The organism is Bradyrhizobium sp. UNPA324, assembly GCF_006658635.1.
Classification (GTDB): domain Bacteria; phylum Pseudomonadota; class Alphaproteobacteria; order Rhizobiales; family Xanthobacteraceae; genus Bradyrhizobium; species Bradyrhizobium nanningense.
Map to the genome: position 1 here is coordinate 6,848,101 of NZ_LFJD01000004.1, position 21,729 is coordinate 6,869,829.

Annotated in this window: 17 protein-coding genes; 10 read left to right on the plus strand and 7 right to left on the minus strand. The window is 66.1% G+C overall.

What is annotated here, in order from left to right; genetic code table 11:
• Window positions 1-54 precede the first annotated feature (54 nt).
• Both UNPA324_RS32865 and UNPA324_RS32870 read left to right on the plus strand, forming a co-directional pair.
• Window positions 55-984 carry an efflux RND transporter periplasmic adaptor subunit gene (locus UNPA324_RS32865; protein WP_128919885.1) on the plus strand — a complete coding sequence of 310 codons (930 nt, stop codon included), beginning with the start codon at window positions 55-57 and terminating at the stop codon, window positions 982-984.
• Window positions 984-4,133 (plus strand): efflux RND transporter permease subunit, encoded by a 3,150-nt coding sequence (locus tag UNPA324_RS32870; protein WP_128919886.1) that lies wholly within the window; start codon window positions 984-986, stop codon window positions 4,131-4,133. Before UNPA324_RS32865 ends, UNPA324_RS32870 begins: the two co-directional genes overlap by 1 nt.
• Before the next feature lie 100 nt (window positions 4,134-4,233).
• On the opposite strand, the gene UNPA324_RS32875 is transcribed toward UNPA324_RS32870, so the two are convergent.
• Entirely contained in the window at window positions 4,234-4,908 is a 675-nt protein-coding gene (locus UNPA324_RS32875; RefSeq protein ID WP_141938174.1) for a Crp/Fnr family transcriptional regulator, read from the minus strand.
• A 246-nt stretch (window positions 4,909-5,154) separates the two neighbouring features.
• Here UNPA324_RS32875 and UNPA324_RS32880 point away from each other — a divergent pair, with 246 nt between their 5' ends.
• Both UNPA324_RS32880 and UNPA324_RS32885 read left to right on the plus strand, forming a co-directional pair.
• The gene (locus UNPA324_RS32880) at window positions 5,155-7,230 is read left to right on the plus strand and encodes an AsmA family protein (RefSeq protein WP_141938176.1); all 2,076 of its coding nucleotides are present in this window, start codon (window positions 5,155-5,157) and stop codon (window positions 7,228-7,230) included.
• Between the two features lie 240 nt (window positions 7,231-7,470).
• Complete coding sequence (locus UNPA324_RS32885) at window positions 7,471-9,918, plus strand: adenylate/guanylate cyclase domain-containing protein (protein WP_141938178.1); 2,448 nt, start codon at window positions 7,471-7,473, stop codon at window positions 9,916-9,918.
• Window positions 9,919-10,065: 147 nt separating this feature from the next.
• Here the strand turns inward: UNPA324_RS32885 and UNPA324_RS32890 are convergent, their stop codons facing one another.
• Window positions 10,066-11,358, minus strand: a complete 1,293-nt coding sequence (locus UNPA324_RS32890) for a Spy/CpxP family protein refolding chaperone (RefSeq protein ID WP_141939156.1) — start codon at window positions 11,356-11,358, stop codon at window positions 10,066-10,068.
• Between the two features lie 169 nt (window positions 11,359-11,527).
• Window positions 11,528-12,595, minus strand: a complete 1,068-nt coding sequence (locus UNPA324_RS32895) for a LysM peptidoglycan-binding domain-containing protein (RefSeq protein WP_141938180.1) — start codon at window positions 12,593-12,595, stop codon at window positions 11,528-11,530.
• Window positions 12,596-12,774: 179 nt separating this feature from the next.
• Here UNPA324_RS32895 and UNPA324_RS35470 point away from each other — a divergent pair, with 179 nt between their 5' ends.
• Together UNPA324_RS35470 and UNPA324_RS32905 are read left to right on the plus strand one after the other, a co-directional pair.
• The gene (locus UNPA324_RS35470; protein WP_164936331.1) at window positions 12,775-13,470 is read left to right on the plus strand and encodes a hypothetical protein; all 696 of its coding nucleotides are present in this window, start codon (window positions 12,775-12,777) and stop codon (window positions 13,468-13,470) included.
• 249 nt (window positions 13,471-13,719) lie between these two features.
• Window positions 13,720-16,380: a bifunctional diguanylate cyclase/phosphodiesterase gene (locus UNPA324_RS32905; RefSeq protein WP_141938182.1), complete on the plus strand. Its 2,661-nt coding sequence runs from the start codon at window positions 13,720-13,722 to the stop codon at window positions 16,378-16,380.
• A gap of 208 nt (window positions 16,381-16,588) precedes the next feature.
• Here the strand turns inward: UNPA324_RS32905 and UNPA324_RS36020 are convergent, their stop codons facing one another.
• Both UNPA324_RS36020 and UNPA324_RS35475 read right to left on the minus strand, forming a co-directional pair.
• Window positions 16,589-16,711, minus strand: a complete 123-nt coding sequence (locus UNPA324_RS36020; RefSeq protein WP_283810289.1) for a hypothetical protein — start codon at window positions 16,709-16,711, stop codon at window positions 16,589-16,591.
• A 33-nt stretch (window positions 16,712-16,744) separates the two neighbouring features.
• Window positions 16,745-16,921 carry a hypothetical protein gene (locus tag UNPA324_RS35475; RefSeq protein ID WP_181769706.1) on the minus strand — a complete coding sequence of 59 codons (177 nt, stop codon included), beginning with the start codon at window positions 16,919-16,921 and terminating at the stop codon, window positions 16,745-16,747.
• Window positions 16,922-17,062: 141 nt separating this feature from the next.
• On the opposite strand from UNPA324_RS35475, the gene UNPA324_RS36025 reads away from it, so the two are divergent.
• The 3 genes from UNPA324_RS36025 to UNPA324_RS35480 all read left to right on the plus strand — a co-directional run bounded on the left by UNPA324_RS36025 (window position 17,063) and on the right by UNPA324_RS35480 (window position 18,692).
• Window positions 17,063-17,194: a hypothetical protein gene (locus UNPA324_RS36025; protein WP_283810290.1), complete on the plus strand. Its 132-nt coding sequence runs from the start codon at window positions 17,063-17,065 to the stop codon at window positions 17,192-17,194.
• Between the two features lie 127 nt (window positions 17,195-17,321).
• Window positions 17,322-18,449 carry a lactonase family protein gene (locus UNPA324_RS32915; protein WP_141938184.1) on the plus strand — a complete coding sequence of 376 codons (1,128 nt, stop codon included), beginning with the start codon at window positions 17,322-17,324 and terminating at the stop codon, window positions 18,447-18,449.
• Window positions 18,450-18,521: 72 nt separating this feature from the next.
• Window positions 18,522-18,692 (plus strand): hypothetical protein, encoded by a 171-nt coding sequence (locus UNPA324_RS35480; protein WP_164936310.1) that lies wholly within the window; start codon window positions 18,522-18,524, stop codon window positions 18,690-18,692.
• Window positions 18,693-18,700: 8 nt separating this feature from the next.
• On the opposite strand, the gene UNPA324_RS32920 is transcribed toward UNPA324_RS35480, so the two are convergent.
• Window positions 18,701-19,312, minus strand: coding sequence for a PAS domain-containing protein (locus tag UNPA324_RS32920; RefSeq protein ID WP_141938186.1), 612 nt, complete (start codon window positions 19,310-19,312; stop codon window positions 18,701-18,703).
• Window positions 19,313-19,601: 289 nt separating this feature from the next.
• Here UNPA324_RS32920 and UNPA324_RS32925 point away from each other — a divergent pair, with 289 nt between their 5' ends.
• Entirely contained in the window at window positions 19,602-20,492 is an 891-nt protein-coding gene (locus tag UNPA324_RS32925; RefSeq protein WP_181769605.1) for an efflux RND transporter periplasmic adaptor subunit, read from the plus strand.
• A 174-nt stretch (window positions 20,493-20,666) separates the two neighbouring features.
• On the opposite strand, the gene UNPA324_RS32930 is transcribed toward UNPA324_RS32925, so the two are convergent.
• A complete protein-coding gene (locus UNPA324_RS32930) occupies window positions 20,667-21,515 on the minus strand; it encodes a caspase family protein (RefSeq protein WP_128919895.1) in 849 nt (282 codons plus the stop codon).
• Window positions 21,516-21,729 lie beyond the last annotated feature (214 nt).

A 21,729-nucleotide genomic window follows, 5' to 3' on the forward strand; every position in this document is an offset into this window, starting at 1 on the left:
GCGTTTCATGGGCCTCGCGCGGACGGCCGTGAGCCAGGCCAGGATGATCCGGCGATGAATCTCTCCGAATATCTCAAGCCTGCCGGAACCGTGCTGTTCGTGGTCGCACTTGGCGTCGGCTATTATCTGTTCGAGCATCGCAAGCGCCCCGAGCCGAAGGAGACGCAAAGCGAGGCGCTCGTCATCGTGACGAAGTCGACCAATGCCTGCTTCTCCGACCTCGTGCGCGTGACGGGCTTCTTCGTGCCGCGTCGCGAGGCCGTGGTCATCGCCGACCAGGAAGGCTCCAAGGTCACCGACCTCCTGGTCGCCGAGGGCGCGGTCGTCGCCGACAACCAGGAGCTGGCGCGCCTGACCGCGCCGCCGCAGATCCCGGGCCAGCCGCAGCGACCGGGCCCGCAAGGTCCGATTTCGCTGAAGGCACCTGCGCCGGGCCTCGTCACCGAAGTCCGCACCATCGTCGGCGCGCCGGCCTCGCCGCAGGCCGGTCCGATGTTCCGCATCGCGGTCAACAACGAGATCGAGCTCGATGCTCAGGTCCCGGCGGTGCACATGCCCAAGCTCAATTCCGGCGCCACCGTGCGCATCAGCCGCGATGACGCGCCCGATTTGATCGGCCGGGTCCGGCTGGTCGCGCCCGAGATCGACCGCGCCACGCAGCTCGGCCGCGTCCGCATCAGCGTCACCAACAATCCCTCGCTGAAGGTCGGCGTGTTCGCGCGCGCCTCGATCGACGCCAAGCGAAGCTGCGGCGTCTCGATCCCCAAGACCGCGATCGACCATCTCACCATTCAGGTCGTCAAGGGCAACACGATCGAGACGCGTAAGGTGCGGGTCGGACTGTCGTCCGACAGCGCGACGGAAATCCTGGAAGGGCTCGAGGTCGGCGAAATCGTCGTCGCCGATGCCGGCTCTTCGCTCCATGACGGCGACCAGATCAAGACCATGTTCGCCGATGAACTCGATCGCACGCGGGTACGCTGATGGCTCTCAATATCTCTGCTTGGTCGATCCGTCATCCGCTGCCGTCGGTCGTCTTCTCGATCATTCTGCTGATCCTCGGCTGGGTCTCCTTCACCAAGCTCGCAGTGACCCGGCTGCCGTCGGCCGACATTCCCGTGATCTCGGTCGTGGTCTCGCAATTCGGCGCGGCACCCGCCGAGCTCGAATCCCAGGTCACCAAGACGGTCGAGGACGCCGTCTCCGGCGTCGAGGGCGTGCGGCACATCACCTCCTCAATCACCGACGGCGTGTCGGTCACCACGATCCAGTTTGCGCTGGAGACCAACACCGACCGCGCCCTGAACGACGTCAAGGACGCGGTGACGCGCGTGCGCTCCAACCTGCCGCAGAACGTCACCGAGCCGCTGATCCAGCGCGTCGACGTGATCGGCCTGCCGATCGTCACCTATGCCGCAATCTCGCCCGGCAAGACGCCGGAGCAGCTCTCCTATTTCGTCGACGACGTGGTCAAGCGCGCGCTGCAAGGCGTGCGCGGCGTTGCCCAGGTCGAACGCATCGGCGGTGTCGAGCGCGAGATCCTGGTCTCGCTCGACCCGGACCGTTTGCAGGCCATGGGCCTGACCGCCGTCAATGTCAGCCAGAGCCTGCGCGGCACCAATGTCGACGTCGCCGGCGGCCGCGCCGAGATCGGCAAGAACGACCAGGCGATCCGCACGCTCGCGGGCGCCAAGACGCTGGGCGACCTTGCCGGCACCATGATCCCGCTGTTCGGCGGCGGCGAGGTCCGGCTCGACGATCTCGGCACCGTCACCGACACCATCGCCGACCGCCGCACCTTCGCCCGCTTCAACGGCGAGCCGATCGTCGCGCTCGGCATCAAGCGCTCCAAGGGCGCCAGCGACGTGAAGGTGGCCGAGGCCGTCCAGAAGCGCATCGACGCGCTCAAGGCCGCCTATCCCGACGTCGACCTGAAGGTGATCGACACCTCGGTCGAATACACCAACGGCAATTACCACGCGGCGATCTCGACCCTGTTCGAGGGCGCCATCCTCGCCGTCGTCATCGTGCTGCTGTTCCTGCGGGACCTGCGCGCCACCATCATTGCCGCGATCTCGCTGCCGCTGTCGATTTTCCCGGCGTTCTGGGCGATGGATCTGCTCGGCTTCTCGCTCAACCTCGTCAGCTTCCTCGCCATCACGCTGTCGACGGGTATCTTGGTCGACGACGCCATCGTCGAGATCGAGAACATCGTTCGGCACATGAACATGGGCAAATCGCCCTATCGCGCCGCGCTCGAGGCCGCCGACGAGATCGGCCTCGCGGTGATCGCGATCTCGCTGACCATCATCGCGATCTTCGCGCCCGCAAGCTTCATGTCGGGCATCGCCGGACAGTTCTTCAAGCAATTCGGCATCACCGTCTCGGTGCAGGTGTTCTTCTCGCTGCTCGCCGCGCGCTTCGTCACGCCGGTGCTCGCCGCCTACTTCCTCAAGCACGGCCATCACGAGGAGCCGCCGCCCGGACGCATCTTGCGGTCCTATCACGGCATCGTAGCCTGGTCGGTGAAGCACTATTTCATCACGGTGCTGATCGGCTTCGGCATCTTCGCCGCCTCGATCTGGAGCATCACGCTGCTGCCGCAGGGATTCCTGCCGGCGCAGGACAGCGCGCGCTCGCTGCTCGCCCTCGAGCTGCCGCCGGGCACCCAGCTCGCCTACACTGAAAAGGTCACCGAGGACATCGTTGCGCGCCTGCGCAAACGACCCGAGGTGAAGAGCATCTTCGTCGACGGCGGGCGCGTCCCGCCGGGCACGCAGGAAGTGCGGCGCGCGTCCCTGATCATCAATTACACGCCCAAGAATGCCCGCGACATCACCCAGCGCGAGCTCGAGTTCTCGATCAGCCAGGAACTGGAGAACATTCCCGACATTCGCTTCTGGTTCCTCGACGAGAACGGCCTGCGCGCGATCTCGCTGGTCGTGACCGGCGTCGACGCCAACATCGTCAACAATTTCGCGAGTGAGCTCGCGACGCAGATGAAGCGGATTCCGACCATCTCCAACGTGATCTCGGAAACCACGCTGGAGCGGCCCGAGCTGCGCGTCGAACCGCGCGCGGATCTCGCCGCGCGGCTCGGCGTCTCGACCGAAAGCCTGTCGCAGACCATCCGCGTCGCCACCATCGGCGATGTCGGGCCCGCGCTCGCCAAATTCGACGTCGGCGATCGATTGGTGCCGATCCGCGTGCAGCTCGAGGATGCCGCCCGCGGCAATCTGAAGACGCTGGAACAATTGCGCGTGCCGCTCGGCGAGCACGGCGAGAAGGGCGGCGTGCCGCTCTCGGTCATCGCCGACGTCAAGCTCGACCAGGGTCCGACCAGCATCAACCGCTACGACCGCGAGCGGCAGGCGACCGTCGCCGCCGACCTCGTCGGTTCGGCCGCGCTGGGCGATGCCACCAAGAAGATCTACGACCTGCCGGTGATGAAGAGCCGGCCGAAGGGCGTGAAGGTCTCGCCCTCCGGCGACGCCGAGAGCTTGAACGAACTGTCCGACGGCTTCGCCACCGCGATCACGGCCGGCCTGATGATGGTCTACGCCGTGCTGGTGCTGCTGTTCGGCACCTTCCTGCAGCCGATCACCATCCTGTTCTCGCTGCCGCTCTCGATCGGCGGCGCCATCGCGGCCCTGCTCCTCACCGGCAAGCAGCTCACCACACCGGTGTGGATCGGCATCTTGATGCTGATGGGCATCGTCACCAAGAACGCGATCATGCTGGTGGAGTTCGCGATCGAAGCCATTCACGCCGGCAAGCCGCGCGACGAGGCCATGATCGACGCCGGCATGAAGCGCGCCCGCCCGATCGTGATGACCACGATCGCGATGGCCGCGGGCATGATGCCGAGCGCGCTCGCGGTCGGCGCCGGCGGCGAGTTCCGCTCGCCGATGGCGCTCGCGGTGATCGGCGGCCTGATCTTCTCGACCATCCTGTCGCTGGTGTTCGTGCCCGCGATGTTCATGGTGATGGACGATTTCGGCGCCCTGATCTGGCGCTTCGCCAAGCGACTGATCGTGCACAGCGAGGACGCCGAGGTCGCCCGCCATCGTGGAGCTGCGCCGGCGGAAGCGGGACCAGCGCCGAAGACCATCGTGCATCCGGCGGCGGAGTAATCGCGATGCCAGAAGCGCCGGACGTGCCTGCACGATACGCCGCCCATGAGCCTGACATCGCGGAAGACGTTCTTCGCTACGAGGTACGGAGCTAGCGACTTCACTCGTTCCGCGCGATCGCCGTCAGCCTGGTCATGTTCCGCAGCAGGATGCGGCCGCGCTGCAGATCGAGGATCGCCTCCTTGCGCCAGGCCTGGAGCTGACGGTTGACGCTTTCGCGGGCGGCGCCGACGAACACGCCGAGCTGCTCTTGCGAGATATGCACCTCGGAGCCGAAATCGGCGGCGAGTGCGCAGAGCCGCCGCGCCAGCCGCACCGGCAGCGGCTGCAGCATGGATTCTTCCATCCGCTCGCTCTGCCAGCGGATGCGCTGGCACAGCAGCGCGATGATCTTGATCGCGACCTTCGGCTCGCGTTCGAGGAAGCTGAGAAAATCTTCGCGCCGCAGCACGAACAATTCGCTGGCCTCGCCCGCGGTCGCATCCGCGGTGCGATTCTGGCCGTCCAGCACCGCGACCTCGCCGAACAGGTCGCCCGGGCCCATGAAGTTCAGCGTCAGCCGGCTGCCGTCGGAGGCGCCGGTCTCGATGCGGACCTGGCCGCGGCGCACGCCGAACAGCGCGTCCCCGGGATCACCTTTTTGGAACAGCAACTCGCCATTCCCCAGATGTTGGGTGTGACAGAGATTGGACAGTCGCTGGAGCTCGTCTGCACCGAGATCCGCGAACATTGCGTTCATCTTCAGAATGACCGCAAATTCGGCCTGCTTGCTCATTTCAATGTCCTTGTGAACATCCTGGTCGTCGTCTTGTCAGTTGTCTCGGCAAATCGCTTGGAACCATCACCGTCAGGATCGCGTAAAACCGCGTCGGAGAAGTGTGTCATAAGTCACATAACTTTGCAGCACCCCCTGACTATTTTTACCCGCTTGGAGCCGCTTCCTGTCCGGGGATAAACTCGGGCGTGAAGGGCGGGCAGCCGGCGGGATGCGACGCCGATTGTCCGCCGTTGGAAAGTCGACATGAGAGCAGTGAAATTCGCCGGCGTGGCTTTGGCCGCCGTCATCATCCTGATCGCAACCCTGCTGGTGGTCGGGATCCCATCCGGTTTCCTGACCACGACGATCGCCTCGCGCGTCGAGAGCGCGACCGGCTACCGGCTGTCGATCGACGGCACCACGAAGATCAGCCTGTGGCCGACGCTGAACGTCACCCTGAACGATCTCACGCTCGCCGACCCCCGAGATCGCAGCGGCATCACGCGCCTGACGGTCGACAGCGTGCAAGCCGACATGTCGCTCTCCAGCCTGTGGTCGGGCCGCCCCGAGATCAGCGAGCTCATCGTCACCCACCCCGTGCTCTACCAGCCGCTGCTGCGCGAGCGCCTGCCGAATGCGGGAGCCTCGAAGCCGCTCCCGCTCGATACGGGCGGCGCGTCCATCGACCGCGTCAAGGTCACCGACGGCGAAGTCGCATTCTCCCGCATGCGTGATCGTGTCGAGGGCCGCATCAGCGCCATCAACGCCGACGCGATGGTTGGCCGCGACCGCAAGGTCGATGTCACCGGCACCGCGCGCGTCGGCGACCACCCGACCAAGTTCGACATCAAGGCGACCGCGCCGGCGCCGCCGGCCGACCGGCCGACGATCCCGGTGGATTTCGCCATCGACATGCCCGACGTCCTCAAGTCGCAACTCACCGGTCATGCCGAGATGCGGCTGAGCGGCGACGTCGTGATGATCAACGGCGTCAACGGCAAGCTCGGCGACGGCGCGTTCAACGGCTGGGCCTCGGTCGACATCGCGAGCAAGCCACTGGTCAAGGTCGATCTCGACTTCCAGCGACTGGCGATCCCGCTGGCGAAATCGCCGCAGGATGCACCCGGGCAGCCCTGGAGCAATGCGCCGATCGACGTCTCCGGGCTCAATTATGTCGATGCGCAGTTGCGGATCTCCGCGAACGAGGCGGTGATCGGCGATGCGCGCATCACGCCGCTGGCGCTCGATGCAAAGCTCGCGGGCGGCGTGCTCAAGGCCGGCACCGCCAATCTCGGTGCCTATGGCGGCCAGGTCTCGGGCGAGGTGATCCTGGATGCGACCACCGGCGCACCGAGCTTTGCCATGCACTCCGATCTCGTCGGCGTGCGGGCGCTGCCGATGCTTCAGAGCCTTGCCGAATTCGACCGCATCGACGGCAGGCTGCAGGCCAAGCTCGCTCTGCGCAGCGCCGGCACCAGCCAGCGCGCACTGATGGCGAACATGCAGGGCACGGCCTTCGCCAATTTCCAGGACGGCGCCATCCGCGGCATCAACGTCGCGCAGATGATCCGCTCGCTGACGACGAGCACGCTGTCCGGCTGGCAGGACAACCAGGGTGCCGGTCAGGAGCAAAGCACGGACCTGTCGCAGCTCTCGGCCTCGTTCCGCATCGACAAGGGTCAGGCCGTGACGACCGATCTCAATCTGATCGGGCCGCTGGTGCGCGTCACCGGCGCCGGCACCATCGCGCTCGACACCAAGATGATGGGTTTTCGCGTCGAGCCGAAGCTGGTGATGACGACCGAAGGTCAGGGCCGCGCCAATGAACCGATCGGCTTCGGCATTCCCGTGATGATCCAGGGCTCCTGGTCGCAGCCGCGGATCTACCCTGATATGGCCGGCATGCTGGACAATCCGGACGCCGCCTATGCCAGGCTGCGCGAGATGGGCAAGGGCCTGTTCGGTCCTGACGGCGCCGGGCTCGGCAATATTCTGGGCAGCCTTGGCAGTAATCTTGGTCTCGGCGGAGCCAATGCGCCGGGCAGCGGCAATGCGGCCGGCAACGCCAATCCGCAAGCCCCGCAGCCGGGCCAGAACAATCTGCTCGGCGGCCCGCTGGGGGAGGCGATCGGCAATTTGATTCAGCAGGGCTTGTCCAGTGGCGCGGGAAGCAGCACTGGCACCGCGCCAGGCAGTGGCCGCAGCCGCAGCCTGCCGGCACCATCCTCCACACCGGCACCGCAGGCTTCGCCCGCGGCCCCGGCTCTGGACGACCCGCCGGCCGCCCAGCAGGACAGTCAGCCCATGAACGACGTGCTGCGGCAACTGTTTAACCGGTGATTGGCGGGCTGGACTCCACGGCAATCCCTTAACCCAGCCTCCCTGCCCCCGGCTTCCTCCGAACGGATGAGGCCTGCGGCAATTCACCATGCTTCGATCCGCCCCGGCATCCACAGGGGGTAACCACGCCGGCCGGTCCCCGGCCGCGCGGCGGTCCTTTGGCCCAAATTGTGATAGAACGGCCCCGCATGGGCTGACGGCCCGTAGCGCCGGCGTCGATGGCGGCGCGAGAGGATCGGGATGGCAGGAGCGGACGACAAGACACGGTTTCTGCGCGAGGGCCTGTTCGCCAAATACGTCGTCTCCCTCGTCGGCCTCGTCGTGTTCGTGCTCGCCGTCAACGGCGCGATGGAGACCTGGATCTCCTACCGCGCCACAAGGACGCAGCTGACCGACGGCCTGGAGGACAAGGCGCAAAGCGCTGCCCGACACATCGAGCAGTCGATCTCGGAGCTCGATCGCCAGATCAGCTGGGTGACGCGGGCGAGCCAGGACACTCTCGAGAAGCGCCGTGCCGATTATGCGTCGCTGCTGCACCAGGTCGCGGTCGTCAACCAGCTGTTCCAGCTCAACGGCGACGGCCGCGAGGTGCTGCGGGTCTCGCGCCAGTCGACCACGACCGGCAGCAATGCCGACCTCTCCCGCGACGCACGCTTCACCGAGACCGTCGCCCGCGGCATCAGCTATGCGCCGGCCTGGTTCGCCGACGGCACGCCCTTGATGTCGATCTCGGTGGCGCATTCCGGCTTCAATGCCGGCGTCACCGTGGCCGAGATCGATCTCAGCTTTCTCTCCGACTTCCTGTCCGACACCCAGGTCGGCAAAGCGGCGTTTGCCTATGTGGTCGATCCGCGCGGCCGCGTGCTGGCGACGTCGTCGAAGGGGCCCGAGGTCGGCAAGGATTTGTCGAAGCTGCCGCAGGTTGCGGCCGCGATCGCGCCCGGCCACGAGACCGATAGTTCGGGCACCGACTTCAACGGCCATTCGGTGATGAGCGCCGCGAGCACGGTGCCGAAGCTCGGCTGGAGCGTGCTGTTCGAACAGCCGGCCGCGCAGGCCCTGATGCCGATCCGCGACCAGCTGGTGCGTATCGCGCTGCTGATCGGCATGGGCCTGATGGTCGCGATCCTCGCCGGCACGCTGCTCGCCCGCCGCATGATCATCCCGATCACGGCGCTGCGCGACGGCGCGCACAAGCTCGGCGAGGGCGATTTCAGCCATCGCATCGACGTCCACACCTCGGACGAGCTGGAAGACCTCGCCAGTCAGTTCAACCGCATGGCCGATCAGATCCAGGAGACCTATTCGAATCTGGAGACCAAAGTCGAGGAGCGCACCCGCGATCTGGCGCAGTCGATCAACGAGCTGAAGGTGCTGGAGGAAGTCGGCCGCGCGCTCGCCGCCTCGCTCGATCTCAACGCCGTGCTGCCGACCATCGCCGCGCGCGCGATCGAGATCACCCATGCCGATGCGGTGCTGATCTACGGCTTCGACGCCGGACGGCGCCGCTTCAACCTGGTCGAGGCCGGCGGCATCGGCAAATCCGCCGACGGCGCCCATGTCACCATCGACGAAGGCGAGAACATCCTGAGCGATGCCGCCAAGAGCTGCGAGCCGATCGCGTTTGCCGATCTCGATCAGGCCGCCGAGCAGCCGCTGCGCGAGGCCGCCCTCGCGGCCGGCTTCCACTCGGTGCTGGTGGTGCCGCTGGTCGATCAGCAGGGCACGCTCGGCTCGCTGGTGGTGCTGCGCCGCGCCGGTGGCGAGTTCGCTCCCAGCATCATCGGCCTGATGCGCACCTTCGCCAACCAGGCGGTGCTGGCGATGCGCAATGCGCGCCTGTTCACCGAGGTCGATCACAAGGGCCGCGAGCTGGAGGCCGCGAACGAGACCGTGCGCGCCCAGGCCGACAAGCTGCGGATGCAGACCGAGCAGCTCAAGGACTGGAACAAGTCGCTGGAGGAGCGGGTCAAGACCCAGCTCGGCGAGATCGAGCGCATCCGCAAGCTCGAGCGCTTCCTGGCACCGCAGGTCGCACAGCTGATCGCCTCCTCCGACAGCTCCGAAGGACTGCTCACCAGCCAGCGCCGCGAGGTGACGGTGGTGTTCTGCGACCTGCGCGGCTTCACCGCGTTCACGGAAGCGACCGAGCCGGAAGAAGCGATGAACGTGCTGCGCGAATATCACAAAGCGCTCGGCGAGCTGATCTTCAAATACGAGGGCACGCTCGACAAATATGCCGGCGACGGCGTGATGATCCTGTTCAACGCGCCGATCCAGTTCGAGGACCACACCAGGCGCGCCGTGAAGATGGCGGTGGAGATGCGCGACACCATCGGCCCCTTGACCGAGCGCTGGCGCAACCGCGGGCATAGTCTGGGGTTCGGCATCGGCATCGCGCTCGGCTATGCCACGCTCGGCCAGGTCGGCTTCGAGCAGCGGCTGGAATATGCCGCGATCGGCAGCGTCACCAATCTCGCCTCGCGCCTGTGCGGCGAGGCCAAGCCCAACCAGATCGTGGTCAGCCGCCGCGTCTACGGCATGGTCGAGCCATGGGTGGAAGCGCAGCCGCTCGACGATCTCCAGCTCAAGGGGTTCAATCACCCTGTGCTGGCGATGGAGATCTTGAGCTGGCGCGAGGAGGTGGAGAACGTGGTGGATGCGTCGGCCGTGCGTCGGCGCGGGTGAGCGGCCCAGCAAAAAACTGAAAAACAACCCCATGCACAGTAGACGGGGTCTGCAGGATCAATGAGTTGCAAGGGGGAGCGTCCGGTCCACCATGCCCGCGACCACGGTTGTGTCAAGGAGATGAAGTTCGACTGGGCGTGCGGGTGATCACGCCCCCCGCTTCGGCCCGATCGCCTCGAACCCCGCCTTCTGCTCGTCGCTCAAGTCCGCCTCGAAATCGTCGAGCGCGTCAGCGACGCCGTTCACGGCGGCAAGCATCGTCTGCAGCCGCGCCTTTGCGGCGGTGAGGCGCGCTTGTGGCGTCGCGGCGGCCTCTGCGGGGCAGGCGCTGAGCGTCTGCATGGTGCGCAAGGTGGTGTCCTCAAGCACTTCGAAGCGGGCGCGGGCGACCTCGTCGAGGCGGAGCGTCGTGGCGATGTCGCCCGCGGGCCATTGCTGCTGCACCAGCTGCTCGTATTGACGCTGCAGCTTTTCGTCATAGCGGGGATCGCTGTCGGCGCTGCAGACGGCGGCCGCCTGCGCGTCCTTGCTCGAATCCTTGCGCTGCATCGAGGCGAGCGCGGCGCGGCGCTCATTGGCGAGGGCATTGAGCCGGGCCTTCTGATCGTCGTCGAGCAGGCTCGTGAACTTCGAAAGCGGCGGCGCGACCGCGTCGATGGCCTTGATCATGGCCTCAACGCGCTCGCGCATCAGGCCGAGGCGCTCGGCGGCCGTGGTGGGCGCCTGCGCCGGGCAGACCGCGCGAATGGTGTCGCGCGCACTGGTCCAGGCGGATGCGAGCTCGTCGAGCGCTGCACGCTGCAATCCGTTGGGTGCGACGGCCGCGTTGATGCGGTCGACGGGCAGGCCGCCGGTGTCGCTGGCCTCGCAGAGGCTCTCCGCGGTCGGGACGCGTCGTCCGCGGCGGCCTTGCGTTGCCGTGTAGGCCGCGAGCTCGGTCGCCGCATAGGGCGCGAAGATCGCGGCATAGATATCGCCATAACCATAGAGCGAGAGGCTGGTCGCATCGCCGAAGATCACGGCATTGGTGAGATCGTCATGCGCGAACGGCCAGAACACCGGGCCGACCCAGCCATAGCTGCCGTCGGGATGACGCCACCAGCCTTGCGGACGGCGGCCGCCCTGCCAGCCCGAAAGCGCAGCTTGCGCCGTGAGCGCCGCGCGTAGGACGTAAGGATTGGCAGGCTGGCCGCGCTCGGCGCCGCGCGGGTCTTGACGAGGATCTTGCGACCTCAAGGCAGCGGAGCGGTAGTGGCCGCCCCGCACCGCCATGCGGGAATGGCGCAGGCGCGACATGCCGATCACGTGGCCGACGGCGAAACGCGCAACGCCAAGCGGACCGCCGCGCAATCCGAATTGGGCCTCGGCTCTCCCAGGCAGCAGCACGGCCGCAATCAGCAGGGTCGCGCCGGTCAGCGCCAGTCCCATGCGTCCCGACATGACCGCCGACTTGACCAATTCGGCCTCCTCCCAAGCGCGCACTGCGTCGCAGGAACATGACGCGCGAGGGAACCAATTGTTCCCGGGGGACACAGGGCAAAGCGTCGCGGACGAACTCGTAAGAGATCGTCCTGCGCAGGCGGGGAAAGGGAGCGGAAAGACCGCCCCCTCACTCCGCTTTTTGCGGCATCACAAAAGTCTGGCCGGGATAGATCAGATTGGGATTGTGGATCTTGTTGCGGTTGGCGTTGAAGATGACGGCGTAGCGGGCGCCGTCGCCGTAGGCGAGCCGGCTGAGCGCCCACAGGCTGTCGCCGCGGGAGATCACCCGGCTGCCGCCGGCTTCCGCCGGTGCGGCGTGAAGCGCGTCGGCCGGCGAGGCCGATGCAATGGTCGTGGCGGCGGGTGCCCGCGCCATGACCTTGGGTTTCCGGGCGGCTTGCCTGTCGGGCACCGACGCCAGACGCGGCGAGGCCGACGGCAGGGCGGCCACGACGTCCGATTTGTCATCGACCTTCTCGGCCTGCTTCGGCTCCGGCCTGATCTCCTGCTTTGCGACCGGGGCCGGGCGCGCGGGCGGCGGCGGCGTCTCGGCGATGGTCACCGGCATGGTCCGGTTGGACTGCGTGACCGTGCCGTCCGGCGCCTTCGCCCGCAGCGTCAATTCATAGGAGCCGGCGGGAAGCTGCGGCGGGGTCATCACGAACTGGCCCGAGGCGTCCGCAATCACCGTATCGAGCGGCTTGCCGTCGCGCAGCAGCTCGACCTTGGCACCCGGCGCGGCCTGGCCCGCGATCACCGCCGCCTCGCCGTGATCGCCGACGCGGGCCACGTCGAAACGGGGGCCGGTGTCCGCGACTGCCGGCGGCGGCTTGACCGGCGCGAGCTCGGGCAGCGCCGCGGCCTGCTTCTGGGTCTCGGCCAGCGTGGCTGCCTTGGGCTCGGGCTTGGGCTCGGGCGCCGGGACCACCGCCGGCGCCGGTTCAGGCGCAGGCGTCGGCGGCGCGCCGGCGGCCAGCTTTGGCTGGTCCGGTTTCGGCTCTTCGGGTTTCGGCTCGGGCTTGAGGTCGGCCTTGAGGTCGGCCTTGGCCTCGACTTTGGCCTCCGGCTTGGCGGCGATTGCGGTCTTGGTTCCGTCCGGCAGCAGGCGGCGCAGCTCGGTCGGGCCGATCACCAGCGCCGTACCGACCAGCGCCAGTAGGCAAAGAGCAATGAAGGCCTTGGATGCGGTGATCATCGGAAAAAACCTTGGATGGCAAATCAACCGAGGCCGGCAAGGTGCGCCGATTTGGCTGCGGCAGCAAGTCGGTCGAAGGGATGATCGCCGATCGTTCCAAGGCACCGCGGATGAACCGGCGCCGCCCCTTCGGCGTCAAATCAGCGAGGCCGCGCCGCGGCGATATTTTTGGATTTCCGATGACCCCATCTTTTCGCACTGCCCAATGGCTGGCGCTTGCCCTGACGCTCGCCGCTTCCCCCGCACTGGCGGCCTCCGGCCCGCCGCCGGGCTTCGTCCTCACCGACAACGCCGACCTCGCCTTCACCTCGCCCGACGGCGCCACCAAGCTCGAGCAGTACATGAAGGACAGCGAAGATCTTTTCGGCGTCAAATGGCAGGTCTGGGCGCGACGCGGCGACCAGATGACGGAGCTGAAGCCGGAACAAGGCTATGGCGCCGGCTTCCGCTTCACCAGCGACTCGCAATGGCTGGTGCGGATGCAGAAGACCGGCTCGGGCGAGCAGGATCTGTTTCTCTATCATTTCGAGAACGGCGCCTTCGTGAACGCGACGAAGAAGTCGCTCAGCGACCTCGCCTGGGCCTATTTCCACAGCCGCCCCGACACTGGGAACATGAAGCTCGACTACCACATCTCGGCCAATCTGATGCAAGGCACCGAGGATGCCTATCGCTGGCTCGGCGTCGACTGGCCCGACAACCGCTATCTCCTGATCTCGCTGTCGGGCGAAATGGACAAGCATCCGAAGAATGTCGCGGCGAAGGGTCTCGCCAACTGGCAGTGCCGCTACGACCTCAAGACCGGGACCTTCGACGTGCCCAAGATGTTCGCCAAGGGCAACGCGGAAGCGCTAAAATGGGAGATCAGGCGGTGAGATTTCACTGCCTGCACGAGATCGTCATGCCCGGGCTTGTCCCGGGCATCCACGTTCTTTGCAGCGCGGAGAGAGAGACGTGGTTGGCCGGGACAAGCCCGGCCATGACGTTGAGGAAGCGTCAGTCCGCCTAACGACTTGGGTTGGGAAACCAATCTCCTTATTCCGTTCCGATTCATCTTTCCCTAACCTTCACTGGTAACCGGGTCTTGTCGGTTTTGCCGCATCTTGCATCCCAGGGAGGGCTGGATGGGCGCATCGATCCGATGGACCGCGCGACACCGCGCGTTGCTCCGCCGTTGGCGCGGGGCGCCGTTGACGTGGCTGATCGTCGGCGGCTTCGTGCTGATGGCCGCGACGGCCGTCGGCACCGCGCTCACCGTCGACCGCTTCCGGCAGAATGCGATCGAGAGCGGCCGCGACAGCCTTGAAAACTCCGTGCGCCTGCTGGCCCGGCATTTCGACCGCGAGTTCGAGGATTTTGCGGTGCTCCAGAAGAGCATCATCGCCGAGCTCGAGAGCCGCGGCATCGAATCCGCCGAGATGTTCCGCAGTGAGATGGGCACGCTGGCCGAGCACGAGGTGCTGCGCGCGAAAGCCAGCGGCTGGACAGACGTCGCCGGCGCCAATGTGTTCGATTCCAGGGGCATGCTGATCAACTCGTCGCGGCAATGGCCGGTCGCCGACATCTCGATCGCCGACCGCGGCTATTTCAACCGCCTCGAGAACGATCCGGCCGCGCAGGAGGAGGTGGAGGTCGTGCCCGGCCGGCTCGGCAACGGACCGGCGATCGTGTTCGCGCGGCGCGTCTCCGGCCCGCACGGCGAATTCCTCGGGCTGGTCTCGCGCGCGATCGCGCCCGAGCAGCTCGAATCCTTCTTCGCCTCGAGCGGGCTCGGCGAGGAATCCTCGATCGCCATGCACCACCAGAACGGACAATTGCTCGCGCGCATTCCGCGTGTCGATGCGATGATCGGGCAGAACTTTCGCAAGGGCACGCCGGAGCAGATGGCGGTGTTCGAGCGCAGCTTCGTCTCCACGCAGCTCGCAAGCCCGATCGACGGCAAGGACCGCATCGTGGCCTCGCGCCTGCTCGCCGGCGAGCCGCTGGTCGTGGTCGCGACCAAGTCGCTGGACGCGACGCTCGCGACCTGGCGCACGCAAACGAAATTCTTCGTCACCATCGCCGTGCTATCGATCAGCCTCCTGGTGCTCACGCTGTTCCTGATCTTCCGCCAGGTGACGTACCAGCTCTCGCTCGAGAAGCAGCGGCTCGACACCGCGATGAACACGATGACGCAAGGGCTCTTGATGTTCGACCAGGACGAGCGGCTGATCGTCTGCAACCGGCGCTACATCGAGATGTACGGCCTGTCCGCTGATGTGGTGAAGCCCGGCGCCTCGTTCCGCGACGTGATCCAGCATCGCCATGATACCGGCTCGTTCCATGGCGACGTGGCGTCCTATTGCGAGGACATCCTGAGCAATGTCGGGCGTACCCAGACCGCCATCGTGGAGACCGCGGACGGCCGTCTGATCGAGGTCAAGAACCAGCCAGCCGCCGCCGGTGGCTGGCTCGCGACCCACGAGGATGTCACTGCCCGCATCCGCGCCGACGAGCGCATCGCCCATATGGCGCATTACGACGCCTTGACCGACCTGCCCAACCGCGTCTTGATGCGCGGGCATCTGGAGCGGCGCATTGCCGCGCTCAGCGAGGACAAGCCGTTCGCCATCCTTTATATCGACGTCGACGAGTTCAAGGGCGTCAACGATTCACACGGACACGAGGTCGGTGACGAGCTGCTCCGCCAGGTCGCCAACCGCCTGCGCGCCTGCGTCAGCGGCAACGACATGGTCGCACGGCTGGGCGGCGACGAATTCGCCATCATCAAGGCCGGCACCAGCGACCAGGCCGAGCTGACGGCGCTGGCAGAGAACATCCTCAAGGCGTTGCGCGCGCCGGTGGATTGCAAGGGCCAGGAGATCCCGACCGACGCCAGCATCGGCATCGCCATCGCGCCCGACCACGGCGACAATCTCGACGACCTGCTCAAGCGCGCCGATCTTGCGATGTATGCAGCGAAGTCGGAGGGACGCCGCACCTGGCGTGTTTTCGCGCCCGAATACGACGCCAAGGCGAAGCAGCGCCGGCAGCTCGAGCTCGACCTGCGTCAGGCGCTCTTCCGCGGCGAGTTCGAGGTGCACTACCAGCCGCTGGTCGATCTCGCCGCCAATGTCGTGACCGGCTGCGAGGCGCTGTTGCGCTGGCGCCATCCGGAGCGCGGCATGATTTCGCCGGCGGACTTCATTCCGGTGGCGGAAGACACCGGGCTGATCGGCGAGATCGGTGAATGGGTCTTGAGGCAGGCCTGCGTTGAGGCCGCCTCCTGGCCCGGCCAGATTCACATCGCAGTCAACGTCTCGCCGGTGCAGTTCCGCTCGCGGACGCTGGCGCTGAAGGTCGCCGCGGCCCTCGCCGAATCAGGCCTCGCGCCCGGACGGCTCGAGCTCGAGATCACCGAGACGGTCCTGATCCGGGACGACGAGGAGGCGCTGACGATCCTGCAGCAGCTGCGCGAGCTCGGGGTGCGCATCGCCCTCGACGATTTCGGCACCGGCTATTCGTCGCTGAGCTATCTGCACCGCTTCCCATTCGACAAGATCAAGATCGACCGCAGCTTCATCAGCGACATCGGCGAACCCGAGGATTCCTCGCCGATCGTGCAGGCCGTGGTGCACATGGCCGCCGCCCGCCACATGGCGACGACCGCCGAAGGCGTCGAGACCGAGGCTCAGCGCGAAGTGTTGCGCCAGCTCGGCTGCAGCCAGATGCAGGGTTGGCTGTTCAGCCCGGCGGTCCCGGCGGCGAAGCTGAAGCAGCTCTTGGCGGCGCAGGCGGCGGCTTGACGCGCTGGTCGGCAGGACTTGCGTCAGCGAGGTCCGAACGTCCCTCGCGAGCAGCGCTCTTCTGCCCGGCCGCGATGCAGTGATCCGGAGCGGCGGGCAGGACGAGGCCCGGAAACGGAGGCGAATCCAGACCGGACCTCGGACCGCGAACTTCACCGGTGAGGCGAAGCCGCGATCGGGCAGACAACGCTCCGACAGATGTGGCGGTTCACATCGACCGTCTGGCGGCCTGCACTTCGACGAACTCCGCATCGGGGTGGCTGACAATGGTGGCGACCCAGATGCCGCTGATGATCAGCGACCAGGCGGTGTCCCAATAGATCCAAAACACGAGCCAGCCTCCAATTGCGGCGCGACCTGCGAACTATTTTGATTTGGTCGGCGGGGGCGCATGATCGGTTTGGCCGGTGTGGCGCTTTGCCACGACGTCCTCATCGCGCTCGCCGTCGCGCGGACGCGGCGGCGACTTGGGGAGGCCGGCCTGACCGCCATGCTTGCCACCCATGTCGGGCTTGCCTTCGAGATCGTTTTCGCGGGGCATGCCGGTTCAATGCGCTGGCGCGGCTTTGGTTCGCATCGCGCCGGCCAATTTCGGGCTGTGAACGAGTTCATAGGATTGCCGCGGTTTGCAGCGCACGATCGGGAGTGCCCGAACTTTCATCACGCAGGCGGATTCGACCAGATGCGGAAACGGCTCATTGCCTGGACCATCCTGACATCCGCGCTGGTTGCAGTCGGCGTCTGGACCGTGCTCGGACCGCCGGCGCATCCGTCCGGCACGCATCTGCCCTCGCGCACGGCGGCGGTGCGGTAGCCGTCTGCGGCGACCGATACGATTTCGGCATCGATCAATCTCAATTCGAATTTGGTGCGGCGATGCGCAGCCCGCTATCCTCATGGGCAAAACGATAATGCCGCGACGCGGCCTTCAGGAGGAGCCTATGTTGAGTTCGACCCGGTGCATCGCATCCAGGACGCCACGCGCTGCGATCGTCACCACCCTGTTCGCTGTCCTCACTCTCGTTTCTGGAGTCCAAGCCGGCATGGCCGAAACCTTCGCCTATGTCGGCAACGCCGACAGCAACGACATCAGCGTGTTCAAGATGACCGAGAGCGGCGAGATGATTCCGGTGCAGACGGCCGCCTTCAAGGGCGTCGACAAGCCCGGCTCCTCGACGCCGCTCGCGATCACGCCCGACCATCGCGTGCTGATCGCCGGTGTCCGCTCGCAGCCATACTTCGCCGTAAGCTTTGCGATCGATCCCCGGAACGGTCAGCTCAGCCCGATCGGCAACGGACCGCTGGCCGACAGCATGGCCAACATCGCCGTCGACCGCAGCGGCAAGTTCCTGTTCAGCGCCTCCTATGGCGGCAACAAGGTCGCGCTGAATCCATTGAACGCCAACGGCGTCGCCGGCGAGCCGAAGCAGGTGATCCCGACCGGGCTGAACGCGCACGCTTTCCTGCCCTCGCCCGACAACCGCTTCGTGTTCGCGACCAATCTCGGCTCCGACCAGGTGCTGGCCTTCGCGTTCGATGCCACGACCGGCACGTTGACGCCGAGCGATCTGCCGGCCCACAAGGTGCCGGAGAAATCGGGGCCGCGGCACTTCGTGTTCCACCCGGGCGGCAAGTTCGTCTATCTCCTGCACGAGCTGAATGGCGACGTCGCGGCATTCAGCTATGAAGCCAAGAGCGGCGCATGGGACGAGATCCAGCGCACCACCGCGCTGCCCGAGGGCTTTTCCGGCAAACCGTGGGCCGCCGACATCCACATCACCCCGGACGGCCGCTTCCTCTACGCCTCCGAGCGCACCACCAGCACGCTCACCGCCTACAAGATCGACGGATCAAGCGGCAAGCTGACCACGATCGGCAGCGTGCCGACCGAGAAGCAGCCGCGCGGCTTCCACATCGATCCCTCCGGCCGCTACCTCGCCGCGGTCGGCGAGCTCTCCGACAGCATGACGGTCTATGCGATCGACCAGAGCAGCGGCGCGCTGGCCAAGCTGAAATCCTACCCCACCGGCAAGAAGCCGAACTGGGTGGAGTTCCTGACCCTGCCGTGAGGAGGCGCCCCCAACGACCTACGTAAACATCCGTAATTTCGGAAGGCGCACCTTGTCGTCATATCATCGGTCATGGACCGCCAGATCGTCTTCAAATGCCCGCAGACCGGTATGAACGTGCAGCATCGGCTCGGCGACGAGCCGACCGACCGCACGCATGAGTCGGTGTCCTGTCCGGCCTGCACGCGGCTGCATTTGATCGACCGGGCCAGCGGCAAGCTGCTGGGCGAGCGTCGCGGCTGACGGGTCGTTTACGCCCGCACCGCGACCTGAGCCGTAACGTCCTCGACGTGGTGCAGCAGGTAAACCAGATGGCCCGCCGCGTCGTGGATCGGCGAGTTGATCGGCTGCCAATGGCGCTCGACGAAGACCCCGCCGGGATCCCGGATGTCGTAGCGCTGGATCGCCATGGCGTGCGCCTGCCCCGTTTCGCTGACGATCCTCAGGCTGCCGTAGAGATTGCTGACGCCATCGGCGAGCGGATCGTTGGGATTGTCAGGGAATATCTCAAACAGCGACCGGCCGACGATGTCGGCCCGGCCGGTCAAGGTCGCCGCGGCATAGGCGTCGTTGATGTCGACGATGACGAGGCCCGGCCCCGGGTCCAGCAGCATATAAGGATGCGGCGAGGCATCGAATTCGCCCTGGAATTGCCGCCGGATCGTGTCGGCGTCACCGTGCTGCCGCCGGCGCTGTTCAAACGGCGTTGTGTCGGCGCCTGAGGCCGCGGAGTTCAGCAGCGCCAATTCGCGCTTCGCCGATGCCAATAGTCCCCGCACGGTGTTCTGGACCGTCGGATCGGTCGCTTCCTGGAGCAGCCGCTCGAAATGAACGATATTTTGCTCGCAAACGAACCGTTGCATCCCACCTCTCGACCATGCGTCGTGCGGCGGCAAGACCGCGTCACCCTATCCTAGTTCCTTACAGGCGGCCCTGTCCTGTGAGAAGACCGTGAGTGTGGCACTTTGGGAGTAGCCCCGGCCGCGGGGGCACCGCCCATAAGAGGCGAACCTGTTCTCCAATCCCGCGACTAATCAAAGACTTGCCGCGGCGGCCCGCGGCGGCATGGCCTGCTTTTTTGAGCCATGCTGCCGTAGTCCGCACAGCTGCCATCTGCTATCGATTGGAAGCATAGAATCCGTGGAATTTCCGATGCGTTGTTTGCCCCGTGCCGTTGTTCGAAACCTGTGTCCCGCAGCCGTCGCCGGCGCGCTGGTCTTCGGTCAATATCCGGCCAGGGCCGCCGATGACGGGGCGCCCAAGGGGCCGGCGGTCACGGTGCTGAAAGTCGCAAAATCCTGCTTCTCCAACATCGTCGAGGCCACCGGCACGATCGTCGCGCGGGAGGAAACCTCGGTGCGGCCCGAGCGTCCGGGCCTGAAGGTCACGGACGTGCTGGCGGAAGCCGGCGACACCACCACCGCCGGCCAGGTGCTGGCGCGGCTGGCGCTGCCCGAGGGCGGCACGCTGCAGGTCACCGCACCCGTGGCGGGCGTGATCGCGACGTCGACCGCCCAGATCGGCAATTTCGCCTCGGCCAAGGGCGAGGCGCTGTTCACGATCGTGGCGCGCAGCGAATACGATCTCGTTGGCCTCGTGGCGACCACCGATGTGCGCAAGCTCGCCGTCAATCAGCCGGCGACGGTGCGGATCGCAGGTAGCGGCGACATCGACGGCAAGGTGCGCCGCATCGGCCCGACCGTCGAGCCCAACATCCAGCAGGGCATGGTCTATATCGGCATCTCCTCGCAGAAGCGGCTGCTGCTGAAGGCAAGCGGGCGTGCGTTGATCAAGACCGGGCAGAGCTGCAACGTCGCGGTGCCGCTAACGGCCGTGCAATATTCCTCGGCCGGCACCGTGGTGCAGGTGATCCGCCGCAACCGCGTCGAGACCAAGCGTGTCGAAGTCGGCTTGATGTCGGGCGGCAATATCGAGGTCCGTGAGGGCCTCAACGAAGGCGATGTCGTCGTCGCCCGCGCCGGCGCGCTGTTGCGTGAAGGCGACCCGGTGCGCCCGGTGATGGCCGCGGAAGCGGCGAAGTAAGCAGCACGATCGTGCGTCACGCACGCATGCCGTAGGGTGGATTAGCCGAAGGCGTAATCCACCGCTTTGCTTTCCGCGATGAGAATAGAAGATGCGAATAGAAGTGGTGGATTACGCCGAGCGATTGCGCTCCGCGCAATCGCAGGGCTAATCCACCCTACGACAGCGAAAAATCTAGCCGCCGGCTTCGCCGAAATGAACGTCTTCGAGCAGCGAGGAGGAGACCGTCGGGACCTGGTCGCCTTCGCTGGCGCGGGAGATGGCCAGGCGGGTCTTGTTGAAAGCGCTTTCGGCGCTGCTCTGCCCATTGAGGTTGTTCAGCAACTCGCCGACCAGCACGCTGTGCTCGCCCTTGCCGTCATCGACGACCTTGCCGGGCGAGGCCGAGGTCAGGATCAGCGCGTTGTCCGACGCGCTGATCGGCGCGAGACCGTGGCTGTAGGAGCGGAAGCGGCGCTCGTAGGGGTTCCGACGGGAGGCGTCGACGACGACGAGCTTGGCCTTGGCGCCCTGCTCCTTCATCATGTCGAGCACGCCCTCGATCGACACGCCTTGGCGGCGGACGTCCTTTTCCTTCCAGATCACGGCATCGACCGGCAGCATGTAGCTCTCGCGGCCGGCCTGCACGCCGTAGCCGCCGAAGAACAGCATGACGACGGTGTCGCGCTTGATCCGGGACTTCAGGCGATTCACGGCGCGGACCATGTCGTCGCGGGTCGCGTCTTCCACCATGTCGACGTCAAAGCCGTTCTTGCGCAGGGACGAGGACAGCGCGCGGGCGTCGTTGATCGACTGCGTCAGCGGCGCGCTGGCGTCGGGATAATGTCCATTGCCGATAACGAGCGCGAGGCGCGAGGACTGGCCGATCGAGCCGGTGATCTGGTCGGTCGAGACGGCCTTGGCGGCATCGATCGCACGCATGTTGAGAGCAGCATGGGCGCCGATCACCAGCGAGACCGTGCCGATTAAGGCCGCGGCCACCGCGATGGTGCGTCGGGAAAGGTCGAGCTGCTTTACGTTCATCTCGGTTCGTTTCCTGTGCCAAAGACCAGCCAAGCGCGCGCACACTGTTTGAGTAGCGCGATAGCGTCTTTAGGTTTGAGGGATTGGCCGGGGATGTGCCCCCGAATTGCGCGCAATTTGCGGCGCCGCACCAAACAAACCTTTAACCGGATATAGGGTGCCCGGCAATAGATTGCCCAAAATTTGAGCTAAGTATCTGACGATGTTCGTTAAT

Bases quoted from the DNA above. Each gene is read 5' to 3' on its own strand.
- UNPA324_RS32865 (WP_128919885.1), top strand. From the start codon at position 55: ATGAATCTCTCCGAATATCTCAAGCCTGCCGGAACCGTGCTGTTCGTG.
- UNPA324_RS32880 (WP_141938176.1), top strand. From the start codon at position 5,155: ATGAGAGCAGTGAAATTCGCCGGCGTGGCTTTGGCCGCCGTCATCATC.
- UNPA324_RS32895 (WP_141938180.1), bottom strand. From the start codon at position 12,595: ATGATCACCGCATCCAAGGCCTTCATTGCTCTTTGCCTACTGGCGCTG.
- UNPA324_RS32875 (WP_141938174.1), bottom strand. From the start codon at position 4,908: ATGAGCAAGCAGGCCGAATTTGCGGTCATTCTGAAGATGAACGCAATG.
- UNPA324_RS32915 (WP_141938184.1), top strand. From the start codon at position 17,322: ATGTTGAGTTCGACCCGGTGCATCGCATCCAGGACGCCACGCGCTGCG.
- UNPA324_RS32930 (WP_128919895.1), bottom strand. From the start codon at position 21,515: ATGAACGTAAAGCAGCTCGACCTTTCCCGACGCACCATCGCGGTGGCC.
- UNPA324_RS32885 (WP_141938178.1), top strand. From the start codon at position 7,471: ATGGCAGGAGCGGACGACAAGACACGGTTTCTGCGCGAGGGCCTGTTC.
- UNPA324_RS35475 (WP_181769706.1), bottom strand. From the start codon at position 16,921: ATGCCCCGCGAAAACGATCTCGAAGGCAAGCCCGACATGGGTGGCAAG.
- UNPA324_RS35480 (WP_164936310.1), top strand. From the start codon at position 18,522: ATGGACCGCCAGATCGTCTTCAAATGCCCGCAGACCGGTATGAACGTG.
- UNPA324_RS36025 (WP_283810290.1), top strand. From the start codon at position 17,063: ATGCGGAAACGGCTCATTGCCTGGACCATCCTGACATCCGCGCTGGTT.
- UNPA324_RS32905 (WP_141938182.1), top strand. From the start codon at position 13,720: ATGGGCGCATCGATCCGATGGACCGCGCGACACCGCGCGTTGCTCCGC.
- UNPA324_RS32870 (WP_128919886.1), top strand. From the start codon at position 984: ATGGCTCTCAATATCTCTGCTTGGTCGATCCGTCATCCGCTGCCGTCG.
- UNPA324_RS32925 (WP_181769605.1), top strand. From the start codon at position 19,602: ATGCGTTGTTTGCCCCGTGCCGTTGTTCGAAACCTGTGTCCCGCAGCC.
- UNPA324_RS32920 (WP_141938186.1), bottom strand. From the start codon at position 19,312: ATGCAACGGTTCGTTTGCGAGCAAAATATCGTTCATTTCGAGCGGCTG.
- UNPA324_RS32890 (WP_141939156.1), bottom strand. From the start codon at position 11,358: ATGTCGGGACGCATGGGACTGGCGCTGACCGGCGCGACCCTGCTGATT.
- UNPA324_RS35470 (WP_164936331.1), top strand. From the start codon at position 12,775: ATGACCCCATCTTTTCGCACTGCCCAATGGCTGGCGCTTGCCCTGACG.